Below are 16560 nucleotides of genomic sequence, written 5' to 3' on the forward strand. Positions count from 1 at the left end.
GAATAAATAAACACGTCAGTTGGTGAACTATTTCATCAGTGTATTAAGTTTGCTTTTTAAATGCCGTTAAGAATGGAGTCTTCAATGAAGAAAGTCGCTTTGATCACTGGATCAAAAGGCGGAATTGGTTCTGCTATTTCCTCTCAATTAGTCAATGACGGTTACCGTGTAATCGCTACTTATTTCACAGGTAACTACGAATGTGCGCTGGAGTGGTTCAACAGCAAAGGGTTTACCAAAGATCAGGTTCGCCTTTTTGAGTTGGATGTAACAAACACGACAGAGTGTGCAGAGAAATTGGCGCAATTGCTTGGGGAGGAAGGAACCATTGATGTTGTTGTCAACAACGCAGGAATCACACGTGATGGCGTGTTTAAAAAGATGACTGCGCAAGCTTGGAATGATGTCATCAATACCAACCTCAATAGTTTATTCAACGTTACGCAACCCCTCTTTGCTGCAATGTGCGAAAAAGGCGGTGGTCGTGTCATCAATATCTCTTCAGTCAATGGTCTTAAAGGGCAGTTTGGTCAAGCAAACTACTCGGCGGCGAAAGCTGGGATGATCGGTTTCTCTAAAGCCTTGGCATACGAAGGTGCTCGCTCGGGTGTGACAGTTAATGTTATCGCTCCGGGTTACACGGGTACGCCAATGGTTGAGCAAATGAAGCCAGAAGTGCTGGAATCCATCACGAACCAAATTCCGATGAAACGTCTTGCGACACCAGAAGAAATTGCAGCATCAGTGAGCTTCTTGGTCAGCGATGCGGGCGCCTACATCACCGGAGAGACTTTGTCGGTGAACGGCGGCCTATACATGCACTAAGGAGAGAAGATGATGGAAAAAGTATTTATCGTAGCGGCGAAGCGTACTCCAATTGGTGCTTTTGGTGGCAGCCTGAAAAATACTTCTGCTGGCGATCTGGCAGCAGTAGCGATTAAAGGCGCGTTGGAAGCGGCAAAGTTGCCTGGCGACAAGGTTGACGAAGTGATTGTTGGCAACGTTGTTGGTGCAGGTCAAGGAATGGGTGTTGGCCGCCAAGCGGCACTGTTTGCGGGGATTCCTGAATCTGTTCCTGCATATGGCGTAAACATGGTTTGCGGTAGTGGCATGAAAACGGTCATGGATGCCGTGTCCCATATCCGTAGTGGCGATGCTGAGATCGTTGTTGCAGCGGGTGTTGAAGTCATGTCTCAGATTCCGTTTGCTGCACCAAGCAGCATTCGTGATGGCAACAAAATGGGCAATCTGGAGCTAAAAGATCTGCTCGTAGCGGACGGTTTAACCGATGTTTACAACCAATATCACATGGGTGTGACGGCAGAAAACGTAGCAAAACAAATCGGCTTAACTCGCCAGCAGCAAGACGAATACGCGCTGTCTAGCCAACAGAAAGCGGTAGCCGCTATCGAAGCTGGCAAATTTCAAGACGAAATTGTGCCAGTGGAAGTAAAGCAACGCCGTGAAACCGTGATGTTTGATACGGATGAATACCCAAAAGCGAACGCGACAATGGAAGCCTTAAGCAAGCTACGTCCTGCTTTTGACCGCGAAGGCACTGTGACTGCGGGTAATGCATCAGGTATTAACGATGGCGCGAGTGCGATTATCGTGGCGTCTGAAAGCGCAGTTAAAGCGCATGGATTAACGCCGCTTGCTGAGATCGTAAGCTACGCGCAATCGGGTCTTGATCCGAAGATCATGGGCCTAGGTCCTGTTGAGTCCGTCAATAAAGCACTCGAAAAAGCGGAACTCACAGTAAATGACATCGACGTTTACGAGTTAAACGAAGCATTTGCAGCGCAAGCACTTGGCGTGATTCATCAGTTGGCGGAAACAAACCAAGTTCCAGTTGACGCGATTCAAGATAAAGCGAACTTTAACGGTGGTGCTATCGCGCTAGGACACCCGCTTGGTGCATCTGGAAACCGAATCTTAGTCACGCTGGTTCACGAGCTTCATAAGCAAAATGGTCAATATGGCGTTGCTTCACTTTGTGTGGGCGGCGGCATGGGCACGGCTGTGGTTGTAAAGACAGTTAAGTAATTATTTAAACGGACATTTTTAATTCTTTCTCTAGGAGACAAACCATGTACACAGATTTCTTCAAAACATTTAGCGATCAAACTGAAAAAAATCTAGAACCTTACTTGAAGTTCAACAAGCTAGTGACAAAAAACGTAGAAGTGTTGACCGAGCTTCAATTGAACGCCATTCGCACATACAGTGAAGTGGGTCTAAACCAGATGAAAGCAGCGACAGAAATCAAAGACGTAACGTCATTGACTGCTTTCAACAGCCAGCAACTAAGCGTACTTACTAAACTTTCTCAACAAATGATGGATGACAGCAACAAGCTTCAAGCGATTGCAAAAGAGTTCAAAGAAGACGTTGAGAAAATGACTTCGGAAAATCTAAAGACTGTTACTCCAGCGTAATTTGTCCGATTCTCGCCGCCCCTAGATTTGGGCGGCGTTGTTTTTTCCGAATATAGGAGTAAGACTATGTTTCAACACTTCTTTTCGGACTATCTTGTGAAGCTTCAGGAAACCAATCATCAGTGGTGGCATGATTTCGAAGTGAACAAGGCAGTCGTGAACTCTCCTTTAAACAAGGCCATGCAAGAAGTGAACTTTGAGGATACTGCCAAACTGTTCGAACAAGCTGCGAATCAGCCTGCTGCGATTTTAAAGCTGCAAGCACAGTGGTGGGAACAGCAGCTGCAAATTTGGCAGAATGTTGCATTGGCAGGGAACCAAGCACAAATCGTCGAAGCTGAAAAAGGGGATAAGCGTTTCTCAAACGAAGCGTGGCAAAATGAAGCCATGTATAGCTTCATCAAACAATCCTACCTTTTATTTAGTAAGACCTATCTGGACACCATCGAGTCTTTGGAAGGCTTAGATGAAAAGACGAAAGAACGTATTATTTTTTTCTCTCGCCAAGCCATTAACGCCCTTTCTCCTTCCAACTTCATCGCCACTAACCCAGAGCTTTTGAAGCTGACACTTGAGCAAAACGGTCAAAACTTACTGGCAGGCTTAGAGCAGTTGAAAGAAGACGTTGAGTCGAGCGCAGACATTTTAAAAATTCGTATGACGAATAACAATGCATTCCGTGTGGGCGATGACGTTGCGACGACACAGGGCAATGTGGTTTTTCAAAACGAATTGTTTGAGTTGATTCAATATCGACCTCTAACAGAGAAAGTGAATGCGACGCCGCTGCTCATCGTCCCACCTTTCATCAATAAATACTACATCCTTGATTTAACGGCAAAGAACTCAATGGTTCGATGGTTGTTAGAGCAGGGGCACAGTGTATTTATGATGTCTTGGCGCAATCCAGGCAAGGCACAAGCGCACATAGAGTTTGGTGACTACGTGACAGAAGGCGTAGTGAAAGCCGTCGCTGCAATTGAAGATATAACAGGACAAGAGCAAATCAATGCTGCTGGTTATTGTATTGGTGGTACTGTTTTAGCAAGCACGGTTGCGTACTACGCTGCAAAACGTATGAAGAAGCGCATTAAGTCTGCCACTTTCTTCACCACGTTGCTCGACTTCTCTCAACCAGGTGAAGTCGGCGCGTATATCAATGACACCATTGTTAGTGCAATTGAAGCGCAAAATAACGCAAAAGGGTATATGGACGGCCGTTCCTTAAGCGTGACGTTTAGTTTACTGCGTGAAAACAGCTTGTACTGGAACTACTACGTCGACAATTACTTGAAGGGTAACAGTCCGGTTGATTTCGACTTGTTGTACTGGAATAGCGATAGCACCAACGTCAGCGCTGCATCTCACAATTTCTTGCTTCGCGAGCTCTATTTAGAGAACAAGCTGGTGCAAGATAAAGGCGTCAAAATTGGTGGAGTATGGATTGATCTAAATAAGATCAAAATTCCTAGCTATTTTGTGTCAACGAAAGAAGACCACATTGCGTTATGGCAGGGAACTTACCGTGGTGCGCTGAACACGGGTGGTAACAAAACGTTTGTCCTCGGTGAGTCTGGTCATATTGCGGGCATCGTGAACCCTCCAGCTAAAAATAAGTATGGTTATTGGTTGAACGATAATTTGGATGACTCTGCTGATGAGTGGTTGAATAACGCGGAACACAAAGAGGGATCGTGGTGGACACACTGGAACGAGTGGTTATTCCAATTCAACCCTAAAGAGCAAGTTGAGCCTTTCCCTATTGGCTCAGAAAACCATCCGGTTATTGATGAAGCGCCAGGACAATACGTCAAACAGGTTCTGCCAGTAAAAGAATCTTAAACAACTCCCTATAGCAGTAAATCTTAGCGGCCTTTATGGTCGCTTTTTTTATGTATGATTGCTTGTTTATTTATTGTTGGCAGTACCATTGAGCAATAAATAAAAAGCGCCGAGCATTTGCTCGGCGCTCAGTGTCAACAAATAGGCTAGTTGACGAGTAGAGATGCGTTACGTTACACCTCTTTATCCTTACCAAATGACAGCAGCCAGAGAGAGATTGCTGCTACCGCCACAAAGCCGGAAAGAATAATCACTGGCATAGCACTGTAGCCAAGGATATGCCAAATTACAGATTCTAATGTACTCATGGTAAGTCTCCTTAGTGCCAGCCTTCAACGCCGCTCATGTCTGGTAGTTTGTGCGCAATACCTTTGTGACAGTCTACACATGTTTTCTCGCCTGAAGCGAGAGCGGTGGAGTGTTGTTCTGCCGCACGTGATCCTTGCTGAGAGTAATCCATGAAATCAAACTCATGACAGTTACGACATTCAAGAGAGTCATTCTTCTTCATACGTGCCCACTCTCGCTCTGCGAGGTGTCCACGACGCTCTTGGAACTTCTCTGGCGTATCGATCGTCTTCGTTACGAAGTGTGCAAATAGCTCTTTAGATGCCTGTACTTTACGAACGATCTTATCCGTCCATTCATGAGGAACGTGACAGTCTGAACAAATCGCACGAACACCAGATCGGTTGGAGTAGTGAATTGTTTCTTGAATTTCAGCAACGATCGGCGCGTGACAGCCAGAACAGAATTCTTCTGTGTTGGTTGCTTCCATACCTGTGTTGAATGCGCCCCAAAATAGAAGGCCACCAGCGAAGCCTAGAAATAAAACCACACCAGCGGCAGCTTTACTCGGGCTCGACAGTCTCTTCCAAAACGCTTTAAGTATTTTCATAAGTAACCTCTTAGTACTCGCGTTTCAATTACTGAAGCGAATCGACTGCCTTAAACTCGTTTTCCACTAGTGGTTTTGCATCCGTTTGTGGAACGTGACATTGCAAACAGAAGTAACGACGAGGAGACATATCTGCCAGTACCGCATCTTCTCTGTTTACATAGTGCGTTACGCTAATTTTAGTCGCACCTGACTCTTTTGCATTTTTCCAGCTATGACATGCAAGACACTTGTTAGCATTTAACGAAATTTCGTAGTGACGAATGCTGTGTGGGATCAACGGTGGTTGATAAACATAGCTGTCTTCAACGATTTGATCTTTAGGGAAGTCTTTGAACTCGTCTGCTGGACGCGTATCTTCCAATTGAGACATTCCACGTAAAGATTCTAGACCACCAATACCACCAGGATTATCCAACTCAGCTTGCGCAATGCCTGTCACTAACGCACCTACAGATAAAACTGCGACAAGTAATTTTTTCATCATTTCATCTCCGCCTTTATGGCTTAAATTCTTTATTAGGCCGCCATAATGACGGCCGTAGCATTCAGTATCTGAAGGTTAAGCAATCTTAGTGATTTTGACTGGGCACTTCTTAAAGTCTGTCTGTTTAGACAGTGGATCAGTCGCATCTAGGATAAGCTTGTTAATCAAAATACGTGCATCAAAGAACGGTACGAATACCAAACCTTTTGGCGGACGGTTACGACCGCGAGTTTCAACACGAACGCGTACTTCACCGCGTTTGTTTGCCATGAGTACTTCTTCACCACGACGAACATTGCGTGCTTTTGCGTCTTCTGGGTGCATGTAACACACTGCGTCTGGTACTGCTTTGTATAATTCAGGTACACGACGAGTCATGGTGCCTGTGTGCCAATGCTCAAGAACACGACCAGTACATAACCACATATCAAATTCATCGTTCGGTACTTCTGGTGGCGCTTCGTATGGCGCGGAAATGATCTTCGCTTTGCCATCAGCATTGCCGTAGAAGTCCCAACCAGAACCTTCTTTTGCGTATGGGTCTGAACCTTCTTTAAAGCGCCACTGTGTTTCTTTACCATCAACAACAGGCCAACGTAGACCACGTACTTGGTGGTAGCGGTCGTATGGAGCCAAATCATGACCGTGACCACGGCCAAATGTTGCGTATTCCTCAAACAGACCTTTTTGAACATAGAAACCGAAGTGGTGAGCATCGTCATTCAGTTCACGAGCTTCTTCGATAGGGAATTTGTCGACGTTACCATTGCGGTAAAGTACGTCGTACATTGTTTTACCACGGTATTGAGGCGCTTTCGCTAGAAGCTCTTCAGGCCACACTTCTTCCATTTTGAAGCGTTTCGAGAACTCCATTAGCTGCCACAGGTCGGATTTTGCTTGACCGACTGTGCCCACTTGTTGGTACCAAGCTTGGGTACGACGCTCTGCGTTACCGTAAGCACCTTCTTTTTCAATCCACATTGCGGTAGGAAGAATAAGGTCTGCTGCTTGTGCTGTTGCTGTCGGGTATGGGTCAGACACAACGATGAAGTTTTCTGGGTTGCGGTAACCTGGAAGACGCTCTGTGTTGATGTTTGGACCGGCTTGCATGTTGTTGTTACATTGAACCCAGTAACAGTTCAAAACGCCGTCATTCAGCATACGGTCTTGCAATACGGCGTGGAAGCCAGGTTTTGGTGGAATCGTACCTTCTGGCAGTTTCCAGATGTCTTCTGCAATCTTACGGTGTTTAGGGTTAGCAACCACCATGTCCGCTGGTAGGCGGTGAGCAAACGTACCAACCTCACGAGCGGTACCACATGCTGATGGTTGGCCCGTTAGTGAGAATGGGCTGTTCCCCGGAGTCGAGATCTTACCGGTTAGTAGGTGGATGTTGTAAACCAAGTTATTCATCCATACACCACGAGTATGCTGGTTCATACCCATCGTCCATAGAGACATCACTTTCGTGTTTGGATCCGCGTATTGCTTCGCAAGCTCGATAAGCTTCTCTTTCTCAACACCAGAGATTTCAGATGCTTTCTCTACTGTGTATGGCGCTACTGATTTCTTGTACTCTTCGAATGAGATAGAAGTGAGTTTGCCAGAGTTCGGGTTCTTCGCCGCTTTTTGTAGCGGATCATCGTCACGTAGACCGTAGCCGATGTCAGTGTCTGCTTGAGTGAAGTTCGTGTGTTTGTTCACGAAGTCCCAGTTTACTGCATCGTTTTCGATGATGTAGTTTGCGATGAAGTTAGCAATTGCAAGGTCAGACTGAGGATTGAAAATGTAGCCGTGGTCTGCCAACTCAAATGAACGATGGTAGTAAGTAGAAAGCACGTTCACTTTAACGTGAGGGTGGCTTAGGCGGCGGTCAGTAATGCGAGTCCATAGAACCGGGTGCATCTCTGCCATGTTTGAGCCCCAAAGAACGAAAGCGTCTGCGTTCTCAAAGTCATCGTAACAACCCATTGGCTCATCGATACCGAATGCGCGCATGAAACCTACAACGGCAGAAGCCATACAGTGGCGAGCGTTTGGATCAATGTTGTTTGATCGGAAGCCTGCTTTCATTAACTTTGATGCAGCGTAGCCTTCCATTACTGTCCATTGGCCTGAGCCAAACATACCTACGCTTGTTGGGCCTTTTTTCTCGAGGGAAGCTTTCCATTTCTCAGCCATGATGTCGAAAGCGTCATCCCAAGAGATAGGTGTAAATTCACCATCTTTGTGGAATTTGCCATCTTTCATTCGTAGCATCGGTTGAGTTAGACGGTCTTGACCGTACATGATCTTAGAAAGGAAGTAACCTTTGATGCAGTTCAGACCTTTGTTTACTGGTGCTTCTGGGTCACCCTGTGTTGCTACCACTTTGCCGTTTTGAGTGCCAACAAGAACAGAACAGCCTGTACCACAGAAACGACAAGGTGCTTTGTCCCATGTGATTTTGGTTTGATCAGAGCTTGCAATCAGGTTGGCTGCAGATGCTGGTAGTGTCACACCTGCGACAGCAGCAGCTGATGCAGCCGCGTTTGCTTTCACAAACGCACGTCTTGTCATTTTCATACTTCACCCTCGATTTGGGAATGTTGTGTTCCAGTGTCTTCTTCATCCGTTTCTTCAAGCCCAGTTTCGATTTGGTGATAAACCAATACCGTGCTTAAGACGTTCGGTAAATTGTTAATGGCATCGATAGTGTCTGTGATGAAACCTTGGTTCTCAGTTTCAAGTACGACGATAATCTTGCCTTCAGGACTGTCACCATAGATTTCCGCATTTTCGTGTGCTTCTATCTTTTGTTTGATTTCGTCCAAATGTTCCGGCAGCACATGTACTACCAAACTTGAAATATGCACTTCATTTAGTGACATATAGCTCTCTCATTTATTTTTATTGCCTTTGGCCGACGACATTCGGCTTAGGCTGTTGTATTGCTCACATTGATGGATGAAGTCGGGCACACTGAAACACAGGCGCCGCAGCCGTTACACTCATCAAGGTCTAAATTGGGTTGTGCTACTTTCCCCAGTTCTAATTTGAACTGAATTGCCATCGGGTCGCACATATCCCCACAACTTCGGCATTCGACATTTTGTTTTGCTAAGCAGTTATCGTTGATACTTGCTTTTGCTTGCCAAGGTTGTTCTGTTTCTGGCAAGAAAAGGGGCTCAGGACAGGCGTTTGCACATTGATAGCAAAATGTGCATTCATCGATGGAAAAATCGACCGAGGGGAATCCGCCATCACTTTTGGTTATAATCTTTGTTTCACAGGCCTCAATGCATTTACCGCAGCGAGTGCAATCGTCCGTAAACTGTTGCGGTTTAGTTAACCAAGGCAAACGTACGGCGTTGTCGGGGTGCGCTTTTCTTGCAAAGAGTCTTCTTCTGGAAAGGTCTACCACTTAGTCACCTCGAAACTTGGAACCCAAACTAAGCATAGTCCACAATTTTCATTAATAAACTGTCATTTAAACTAACGAAATTGTAGTTTTTGACATATTTGTATAAATACCTCTTAGGGGGTAAATGGTATGCAATATTGTTTTGGATCAATAAATTCCGTCGCAGGTGATCACATATTGATAAAGTTGAAAGGTAATGGGTTCATTGCACGTAAAAATAGGATTGTTAATGGGCGAGGAACTCAGATTGTTTAAAAATGTGAAAAAGTCGGTGACGCGCACAATTGCGTCCGCGATGCTTCTTATTTTGCTGCTCTCAGTCGCTACGACTGGTTTTGCGATTTTTACGTTAGCGTCCAGTTTGAACGATGCTGAAGCCGTCAATGTTGCTGGCTCGATGCGAATGCAAAGCTACCGTCTGGCGAATGATATTCAGGTTAAATCTGTTGACTATTCTTCACATATTGACGCATTTGAACATTCGATATATTCACCTTCAATGAAAGCGCTTCAGCATTGGTCTGTGCCAGAAGACATCACTCACGATTACTACCGTCTTATTATCAGATGGCATGAACTCAAGGCGGTGCTTAGAGGAGACAACCCGGCAGAATATCAACTCCTAGTGGCCGGTTTTGTTGAACAAATCGATGAGTTTGTATTTAAGCTACAAAGCTTTTCGGAGCAAAAACTGATTAACTTAGCCTGGATCGGCGGGTTAGGGTTGGGTGGCATTCTTTGTGTCAGTATGTTTGTCGTTCATTTTGTGCGCCTCGAAGTTGTTCGGCCTCTGCGTGCCTTAGTTTTTGCTAGCGAGCAAATTAAAAATCGCTCATTCAATATATCGCTCAATGTATCCAGCGATAATGAAATGGGAATACTGACTCGAACCTTTAACCGGATGGCGACAGACCTTGGTAAGTTGTACCGAGGATTAGAGCAAGCGGTTGATGAGAAAACACGTAAATTGCAGCATGCCAACCAGTCTTTAGAAGTGCTGTATGACTCGTCAAAAGAACTCACGGCGTCGCGTATTAATCAAGACAATTTCCAGGCGATTTTGCAGCATATCGTCAGTCTTGAGGGCATTAAAGCGGTCAAACTTGAAATCGAGCAGCTGGGAGAACCGAGCTGGATATTGATGGAAGGAGAAGAATGCTGCCAAGATTGTGATGAAGATTGCCACGGTAAAGCCCTGATGCTAGATGGTGAGCACTTGGGTTATTTATATTGGAAAGCAGGGTTACCTTGTCCGAACGAGGCTCTTATTGACAACTTCGTGCAGATTTTATCACGCGCCGTGTATTACAATCGGGCGCAGCGCCAAGCAGAACAAATTCTGCTGATGGAAGAGCGAGCCACTATTGCTCGGGAGTTGCATGATTCATTGGCTCAAGCACTCTCTTACTTAAAAATTCAGGTCGCTTTGTTAAAGAGAAGCGTAAAGAACTTGCCTGACGAAAAGGCGATCGCGCAGGCTAATCAAGTTATTGCTGAGCTAGATACGGGCTTATCTGCGGCTTATACGCAGTTACGCGAGTTACTGACGACGTTTCGTCTTACGATTAAAGAGGGCAGTTTTGGCCAAGCATTGCAAGACATGGTTGAAACGCTCAGTGAACAAACTACTGCGGACATTACGCTAAAAAATAGACTTTCATCAACTGAACTGGATGCACATCAGCAGGTTCATTTACTACAGTTGATAAGAGAAGCGGCAATTAATGCTATCAAACATGCGCAAGCAGATAATATTCACATTCAATGTCTCGATAATGATGGAAAAGTCACAGTAACCGTTAGCGACGATGGAATAGGCTTTGAACATCAAGACGAAAAATTAAATCATTACGGTATGAGTATCATGCAAGAGCGGGCCGCTAGACTGCATGCCGATCTGCACATCGAAGCATCGATAAACAAAGGTTGTACCGTAAAATTAGAATTCCAACATAGTAAGGAAGTAAACAGTGACAGTGTGTAAAGTAATGCTGGTGGATGATCATCCACTCATGCGAAGAGGTATCCACCAGCTTTTAAGCTTTGAGCCTGAGTTTGAGGTCATTGCAGAAGCAAGTAATGGCGCGGATGCAGTAGCGAAAGCGCATGAGCTGGAACTGGATCTTGTACTTCTTGATCTTAATATGAAAGGCATGTCTGGCCTTGATACTTTGCAAGCACTGCGTGCAGATGGCTGTGAAGCCAGAATTGTCATTCTAACCGTTTCGGATAGCCCAGCAGATATAGAAGCAATAGTTCGAAGTGGTGCCGATGGCTATTTATTGAAAGACACTGAGCCTGATGAGTTGGTTGAGTTGCTAAAACAAGCGCATCAAGGGGACAAGGCATACAGCCAAGAAGTTTCTAAGTATTTGAGTGAACGTTCAGAGCAAGAGGACGTGTTTGATACACTGACCGATCGTGAATCGCAGATCTTAAGAGAGGTGGCAAGAGGTTTCCGCAACAAGCAAATTGCCGATCGTCTTTTTATCTCTGAGTCTACGGTTAAGGTACATATGAAGAGTTTACTTAAAAAGCTTCAAGTTCCTTCTCGTACTGCAGCAACCGTCCTTTATCTTGAGCGCTTTGGCGACATCAAATAACATTGTTGGATTTTAATCTGTAATAATAAATAAAATCAAACAGTTATATGGATTCTGACAAGTAAAAAAACCGCCTTTTAGGCGGTTTTTTTACTTGTCTGGGCGAATAGAGTACAAGTCACTGTTGTGCTTACCACACTCCAAATAGTACTGATAAGCCACTTTTTTGCTTTCAGCAATGACTCTCATGCAGTGCATTTTCCCCTGTTCAAAATATCGAATCTCATATTCTACACTGGTATCAAGTTGCTCAGCGGCTGCCATACTTCGCCTCCATAAACCATCCAAAAAACATCCATGCAAATTATATGCCGTTATAGGGAGCGTCGTTCGGTACGTTTTTTAGCCGATAATTGCGCTCTAACTCACTTTTTTGCGGATAGCTGTGATCAAAAAGTTAATTTCAAACTCTATATATTATTAAGGTGGCAATCAATATTTGTCACACTGGTGTAAGTTTGCCGCAATACTAAGTGATACAGGTTGAGTATAGAACTTAATCAACAGAAAAGGGAATACGAATAAGTGACTAAATTAAAGGATGTATCTAATAAGGCGCTTCGTTATGGCCTTCTATTTTGCTTCGTATTTCTGCTTGCCGGTTGTGCGAAAAAGTTTTTATACAGCAATATCGATTGGTTCGTGCTCGATTACTTAGAGGACTATGTCTCGTTGCAAGGGGAACAAGAAGTCCTGGTGGAAGAGCGCTTATTATTGTTGGCAGACTGGCACAAGAAAGAGGAGTTACCAATATATATCGAACATTTAAAAGACCTTGAGAGATTAAAAGCGAGCGATATCACCTTAAATTACTTACAACAAAATCGAGATAGAATGCGAGCGCATTACGATAGAGTGGTCAGCAAAGCAGCACCAGATCTTTTTGCGTTAAGTTTGCAATTAACGAAAGAGCAAGAACGCGAGTTTTTGAGTAATGTACAAGAACATTATCAAGAGCGAAACGCAAAATATGCCGATAAGACAGAAGACGAAGTGCGTGAAATTATTCTGGATAACACTGAAGAGTGGATGGAAGAATGGCTGGGGAATCTATCAGGAAATCAGCGTCAATTAGCTCAAACATTTTCTCAGCAAGTTATTTTAAACAGCCCTTTATGGAGAGATTATCGAGCCACGGTATATCAAGAGCTCGAATACTTGTTCGACAACAAATCTAATGTTGTGACTTATCAAGATATATTTATGCGACTCTTGTTCGAGCCAGAGAGTTATTATAGTGAGCAGCTTTCTCAGAATATAGACTCTAACTTTGCATTGGTTGATCAACTGACATTAGATGTTTCTCGTTCGATGACCGATAAGCAATGGCGTCATTTTCGTGAAAAGGTTAAAGAGTGGCGAGTACTGGCTGAGGAACTTTTAGATTAAATTCATGCTTCAATGAGCGAAAGCAAAGCGCAAAAGCCTTTCTTATCAAAAAATGATTCAAAGCAAATTCTTATTGAGCTAAGAGCGTAACATAGCGTGAGGTTTGATGAGGCAACGTCAGCTTATCAATGCGTGATAAGGCCTCATCGTACAAAACAATGAGAATAAATATGAAACATTTAGTTGAAAGATTTCTTCGATACGTCACGTTTGATACCCAATCCAATCCACATGTGACGCTTTGCCCAAGTTCACCTGGTCAGCTTGTGTTTGCTGAGTTACTTAAAAAAGAGATGATCGAGCTTGGTTTAAGTGACGTGACTTTGGATAAAAATGGCTACTTGATGGCTAAACTGCCAGCCAATGTTGATTATGAGGTTCCTCCTATCGGCTTCATTGCCCATATGGATACCGCGCCGGATGCATCTGGCAAAAACGTAAAGCCGCAATTCATCGAAGATTACCAGGGTGGCGATATTGCATTAGGGTTGGGGGATGAAGTGTTATCTCCCGTGCAATACCCAGATTTACATCACCTACATGGCCACAATCTTATTACTACCGATGGCACTACATTACTTGGTGCGGATAACAAAGCCGGTATCGCAGAGATTCTTTCCGCGGTAGCTCTGCTACTGGAAAACCCAGACATTCCACACGGCGACATTTGTATCGGCTTTACACCGGATGAAGAAATCGGTCGTGGTGCAGATTTGTTTGATGTTAAAAAATTTGGCGCGAAATGGGCATACACTATAGATGGTGGCCCGCAAGGTGAATTGGAATACGAAAACTTTAATGCAGCAAACGCTGATGTAATTTTTCATGGTGTTAGCGTTCATCCAGGTACTGCAAAAGGCAAAATGGTCAATGCGATGAACTTGGCTGCGAAATTTCAAGTTCAAATGCCCCAAGATCAAACTCCGGAAACAACCGAAGGTTACGAAGGGTTCTTCCATCTAAAATCGGCAGAAATGGGCGTTGCACGAAGCGAGCTAGGTTACATTATTAGAGACTTTGACCGTCAAAGACTTGAGGATCGAAAAGCCTTTATGCAGAAACTCGTCGATGAAATGAACACGGGTTTACGCCATGGTTCTGTAGAGCTAAAAATAAAAGACAGCTATTACAATATGAGAGAAATGGTTGAGCCTTACCCTCATATCATTGAGCTGGCAAAGCAAGCGATGGAAGCGTGTGATGTGGAACCGATTATAAAACCTATTCGTGGTGGTACAGATGGTGCTCGTTTATCTTTTATGGGTTTGCCGTGCCCGAATATCTTCACCGGTGGTTTTAACTTCCACGGAATTCATGAGTTTATTTCTGTTGAAATGATGGAAAAATCAGTACTCGTTATTGTCAAAATTGCTGAGCTCACAGCGAAAAAACACAGTTAAAAGACTACGTCGAGACCTCTTGCAGATTTAATAACAAAATAGCCCAGATCTTCCTGGGCTATTTAAATATTAAGATGGAATACTAGCGCACGTCTTTGTCTTCAATTTCAATGTCTTCTAGTGGTAACCAGTCGACTTTCACACCCGCTTGATCGAACATATCTTGACTGACTTGGATTTTATCTCCCCAGCGAGATAAAAAGTCTTCAGACTGCTCAGGGCAGTGTACGTGTGAGATCCCTGTTTGAATGATCTTTGCCGCGCAGTTAGGGCAAGGAAAATGCGTTACCCAAATATCACATCCGTCTAAGTCACGTTTTGAGAACAAAATTGCGTTCTCTTCCGCGTGCAGTGTTTTAAGGTATTTCAACTCGCGCTCATCGGTGTCGACACTGTCAGAAACACCATGCGGATAGCCATTAAATCCAACAGATACAATGCGATTCTGTTTAGTAATAACGGCACCGACTTGTGTTGATGGGTCCTTACTCCAAGACGCCACTAGTTCTGCCATCTGGTAAAAGCGTTTCGCCCATTTAGAAATCATAGTCATCCTCTCTGTCGAAGGCGTTGAATTAATTGAATGATAACCCATTTATATTAAAAAAATAGTCAAAATCGGGGTCTTGAGTATGAAGGCGTCACTTTTTACCTTTTTAGCCACAAAACGTTCTTATCTTGAGCACTGAATCTCACTTTACGCCCGAATACAATACTCCCGTTAATGTTTCCAAGCACACGCTAAAATTCGCGATCTCCTAAGGCGTATATTAAATAGTTATGATTGAGTTGTATGTATATTGCTCATTGAATACCACTGTTAACTAAATTACTTTATTTTCCTTTTGTTTCTCATGTTTACATTTAGAAACACCTTGGGCGCTTTTCAGTGAAGTTTTCAGTGGCAGCAAGGAGTAAGGTTGATAGGAATTCAACAATATCCTGTTCTATAAAGACGGTAAATACATGCAAAAGAAACCACTTGTCGCACTAATGGCGGCTACAGCAATCCTCGCTGGATGCGGGGAAGCTAATAATGCCCAAACGAAAGGTCAAGCGCCTCTCGTAGTGACTCAGGATGTCACGGTTATCGACTACCAACCGAGCAAGTCTTATATCGGTCGCATTGAAGCAGTAGAAGATACCAATATTACCGCGCAGATTTCTGGCTACTTAAAAGCTCGTCACTTTGAAGAGGGGCAAATGGTAGAAAAAGGGCAGCTCCTTTACTCTATCGAGCCATCTTCTTTTGAAGCCCAAGTCGCGAGTGCTAAAGCCGCACTTGCACAAGCTAAAGCGGCGCTAAAAAAAGCCGAATTAGATCATACTCGAGGTAAAAACTTGTTGCCTCGCGGTAGTATCTCTCAATCTGAGTTTGATGCTTTAACTGCGGCACTTCTTGGTGCGAGAGCAGAGCTAGAAGCGGCAAATGCTCAACTTAAACTTGCTGAAGTTAACCTTTCCTATACTCAAATCCGAGCACCTTTTAGCGGACGTATTAGTGATACCAAAGTGAGTACGGGTGATCTGGTTTCTCCGTCATCTGGCGTGCTGACAACTCTGGTGAGTTTAGATCCAGTTCATACCTCATTTAGTGTGAGTGAGCGTGAGCGTTTAGCCATGGGTATGGATCAAGTAAAAGGCGATGGCTCGGCTGAATCAAACCGTGTTGAAGTTCAGCTTGAACTGGAAAATGGACAGTTTTTTGAGCATCTCGGTAAGCTCGATTTCTTAGGTAATCGTATTGACACCAAAACGGGTACGATTGCAATGCGTGCGTTAGTGCCAAACCCAGAGCAGAAGTTACTTCCGGGTCAGCACATCAAAGTGAACTTGAGAGACAAGAACACGAAGGACGTTATTGTTATCCCACGACGTGCCGTACAGACTGACTTAGAAGGTGACTTTGTGATGGTGATGGCTGAGGGAAGTGTGGCAGAGCGTCGTAACGTCGAGCTTGGACCTCAGGTTGAACAAGGCATTATCATTCGAGAAGGCCTAGATCAGGAAGATACGGTTATTACACAGGGCCTACAGCGTGTGCGTAATGGTGTAGAAGTGCGCATTCAAACACCTGCTGAAGATAAGCAGTAGGGGGCA

At 44.3% G+C, this 16560-nt stretch carries 17 protein-coding genes; 9 read left to right on the forward strand and 8 right to left on the reverse strand.

Annotated elements, in window-relative coordinates; genetic code table 11:
• Positions 1-84 precede the first annotated feature (84 nt).
• From KI742_RS01620 to phaC, 4 genes are all read left to right on the forward strand, one after another.
• Positions 85-825 carry an SDR family oxidoreductase gene (locus KI742_RS01620; protein WP_005373555.1) on the forward strand — a complete coding sequence of 247 codons (741 nt, stop codon included), beginning with the start codon at positions 85-87 and terminating at the stop codon, positions 823-825.
• A gap of 12 nt (positions 826-837) precedes the next feature.
• On the forward strand, positions 838-2046 hold the full coding sequence (locus KI742_RS01625; RefSeq protein WP_285385017.1) for an acetyl-CoA C-acetyltransferase: 1209 nt from the start codon (positions 838-840) through the stop codon (positions 2044-2046).
• A gap of 44 nt (positions 2047-2090) precedes the next feature.
• Positions 2091-2438, forward strand: a complete 348-nt coding sequence (locus KI742_RS01630; protein ID WP_005373550.1) for a phasin family protein — start codon at positions 2091-2093, stop codon at positions 2436-2438.
• 66 nt (positions 2439-2504) lie between these two features.
• Positions 2505-4280 (forward strand): class I poly(R)-hydroxyalkanoic acid synthase, encoded by a 1776-nt coding sequence (gene phaC, locus KI742_RS01635; RefSeq protein ID WP_285384935.1) that lies wholly within the window; start codon positions 2505-2507, stop codon positions 4278-4280.
• Between the two features lie 173 nt (positions 4281-4453).
• Here phaC and KI742_RS01640 read toward each other — a convergent pair whose 3' ends face one another.
• The 6 genes from KI742_RS01640 to napF form a co-directional block, all read right to left on the reverse strand.
• The gene (locus KI742_RS01640) at positions 4454-4588 is read right to left on the reverse strand and encodes a TIGR02808 family protein (RefSeq protein ID WP_005373546.1); all 135 of its coding nucleotides are present in this window, start codon (positions 4586-4588) and stop codon (positions 4454-4456) included.
• Between the two features lie 11 nt (positions 4589-4599).
• Positions 4600-5178: a NapC/NirT family cytochrome c gene (locus tag KI742_RS01645; RefSeq protein ID WP_005373542.1), complete on the reverse strand. Its 579-nt coding sequence runs from the start codon at positions 5176-5178 to the stop codon at positions 4600-4602.
• Between the two features lie 28 nt (positions 5179-5206).
• A complete protein-coding gene (locus KI742_RS01650) occupies positions 5207-5662 on the reverse strand; it encodes a nitrate reductase cytochrome c-type subunit (protein ID WP_005389061.1) in 456 nt (151 codons plus the stop codon).
• Between the two features lie 78 nt (positions 5663-5740).
• Positions 5741-8230, reverse strand: coding sequence for a periplasmic nitrate reductase subunit alpha (gene napA / locus KI742_RS01655; RefSeq protein WP_005389060.1), 2490 nt, complete (start codon positions 8228-8230; stop codon positions 5741-5743).
• Entirely contained in the window at positions 8227-8535 is a 309-nt protein-coding gene (locus KI742_RS01660; RefSeq protein ID WP_005373535.1) for a chaperone NapD, read from the reverse strand. The genes napA and KI742_RS01660 overlap by 4 nt, the downstream gene beginning before the upstream one ends.
• A 47-nt stretch (positions 8536-8582) precedes the next feature.
• A complete protein-coding gene (gene napF, locus KI742_RS01665) occupies positions 8583-9068 on the reverse strand; it encodes a ferredoxin-type protein NapF (RefSeq protein ID WP_005373529.1) in 486 nt (161 codons plus the stop codon).
• Positions 9069-9315: 247 nt separating this feature from the next.
• On the opposite strand from napF, the gene narQ reads away from it, so the two are divergent.
• Positions 9316-11052, forward strand: coding sequence for a nitrate/nitrite two-component system sensor histidine kinase NarQ (gene narQ, locus KI742_RS01670; protein WP_053349410.1), 1737 nt, complete (start codon positions 9316-9318; stop codon positions 11050-11052).
• A 4-nt stretch (positions 11053-11056) separates the two neighbouring features.
• A complete protein-coding gene (locus KI742_RS01675; RefSeq protein WP_031777156.1) occupies positions 11057-11671 on the forward strand; it encodes a response regulator in 615 nt (204 codons plus the stop codon).
• Between the two features lie 90 nt (positions 11672-11761).
• Here the strand turns inward: KI742_RS01675 and KI742_RS01680 are convergent, their stop codons facing one another.
• Positions 11762-11935 (reverse strand): hypothetical protein, encoded by a 174-nt coding sequence (locus KI742_RS01680; protein ID WP_005373524.1) that lies wholly within the window; start codon positions 11933-11935, stop codon positions 11762-11764.
• Between the two features lie 261 nt (positions 11936-12196).
• Here KI742_RS01680 and KI742_RS01685 point away from each other — a divergent pair, with 261 nt between their 5' ends.
• Together KI742_RS01685 and pepT are read left to right on the forward strand one after the other, a co-directional pair.
• Positions 12197-13060 carry a DUF6279 family lipoprotein gene (locus KI742_RS01685; protein WP_239932372.1) on the forward strand — a complete coding sequence of 288 codons (864 nt, stop codon included), beginning with the start codon at positions 12197-12199 and terminating at the stop codon, positions 13058-13060.
• Between the two features lie 170 nt (positions 13061-13230).
• Positions 13231-14460, forward strand: a complete 1230-nt coding sequence (pepT, locus tag KI742_RS01690) for a peptidase T (RefSeq protein ID WP_031781280.1) — start codon at positions 13231-13233, stop codon at positions 14458-14460.
• Between the two features lie 82 nt (positions 14461-14542).
• Here pepT and KI742_RS01695 read toward each other — a convergent pair whose 3' ends face one another.
• A complete protein-coding gene (locus KI742_RS01695) occupies positions 14543-15007 on the reverse strand; it encodes a dCMP deaminase family protein (RefSeq protein WP_005373515.1) in 465 nt (154 codons plus the stop codon).
• 419 nt (positions 15008-15426) lie between these two features.
• Here KI742_RS01695 and vmeY point away from each other — a divergent pair, with 419 nt between their 5' ends.
• Positions 15427-16554, forward strand: a complete 1128-nt coding sequence (gene vmeY, locus KI742_RS01700; RefSeq protein WP_256913440.1) for a multidrug efflux RND transporter periplasmic adaptor subunit VmeY — start codon at positions 15427-15429, stop codon at positions 16552-16554.
• Positions 16555-16560: the final 6 nt, after the last annotated feature.

It is taken from the genome of Vibrio sp. D417a (assembly GCF_030248595.1).
GTDB classification, from domain to species: domain Bacteria; phylum Pseudomonadota; class Gammaproteobacteria; order Enterobacterales; family Vibrionaceae; genus Vibrio; species Vibrio alginolyticus.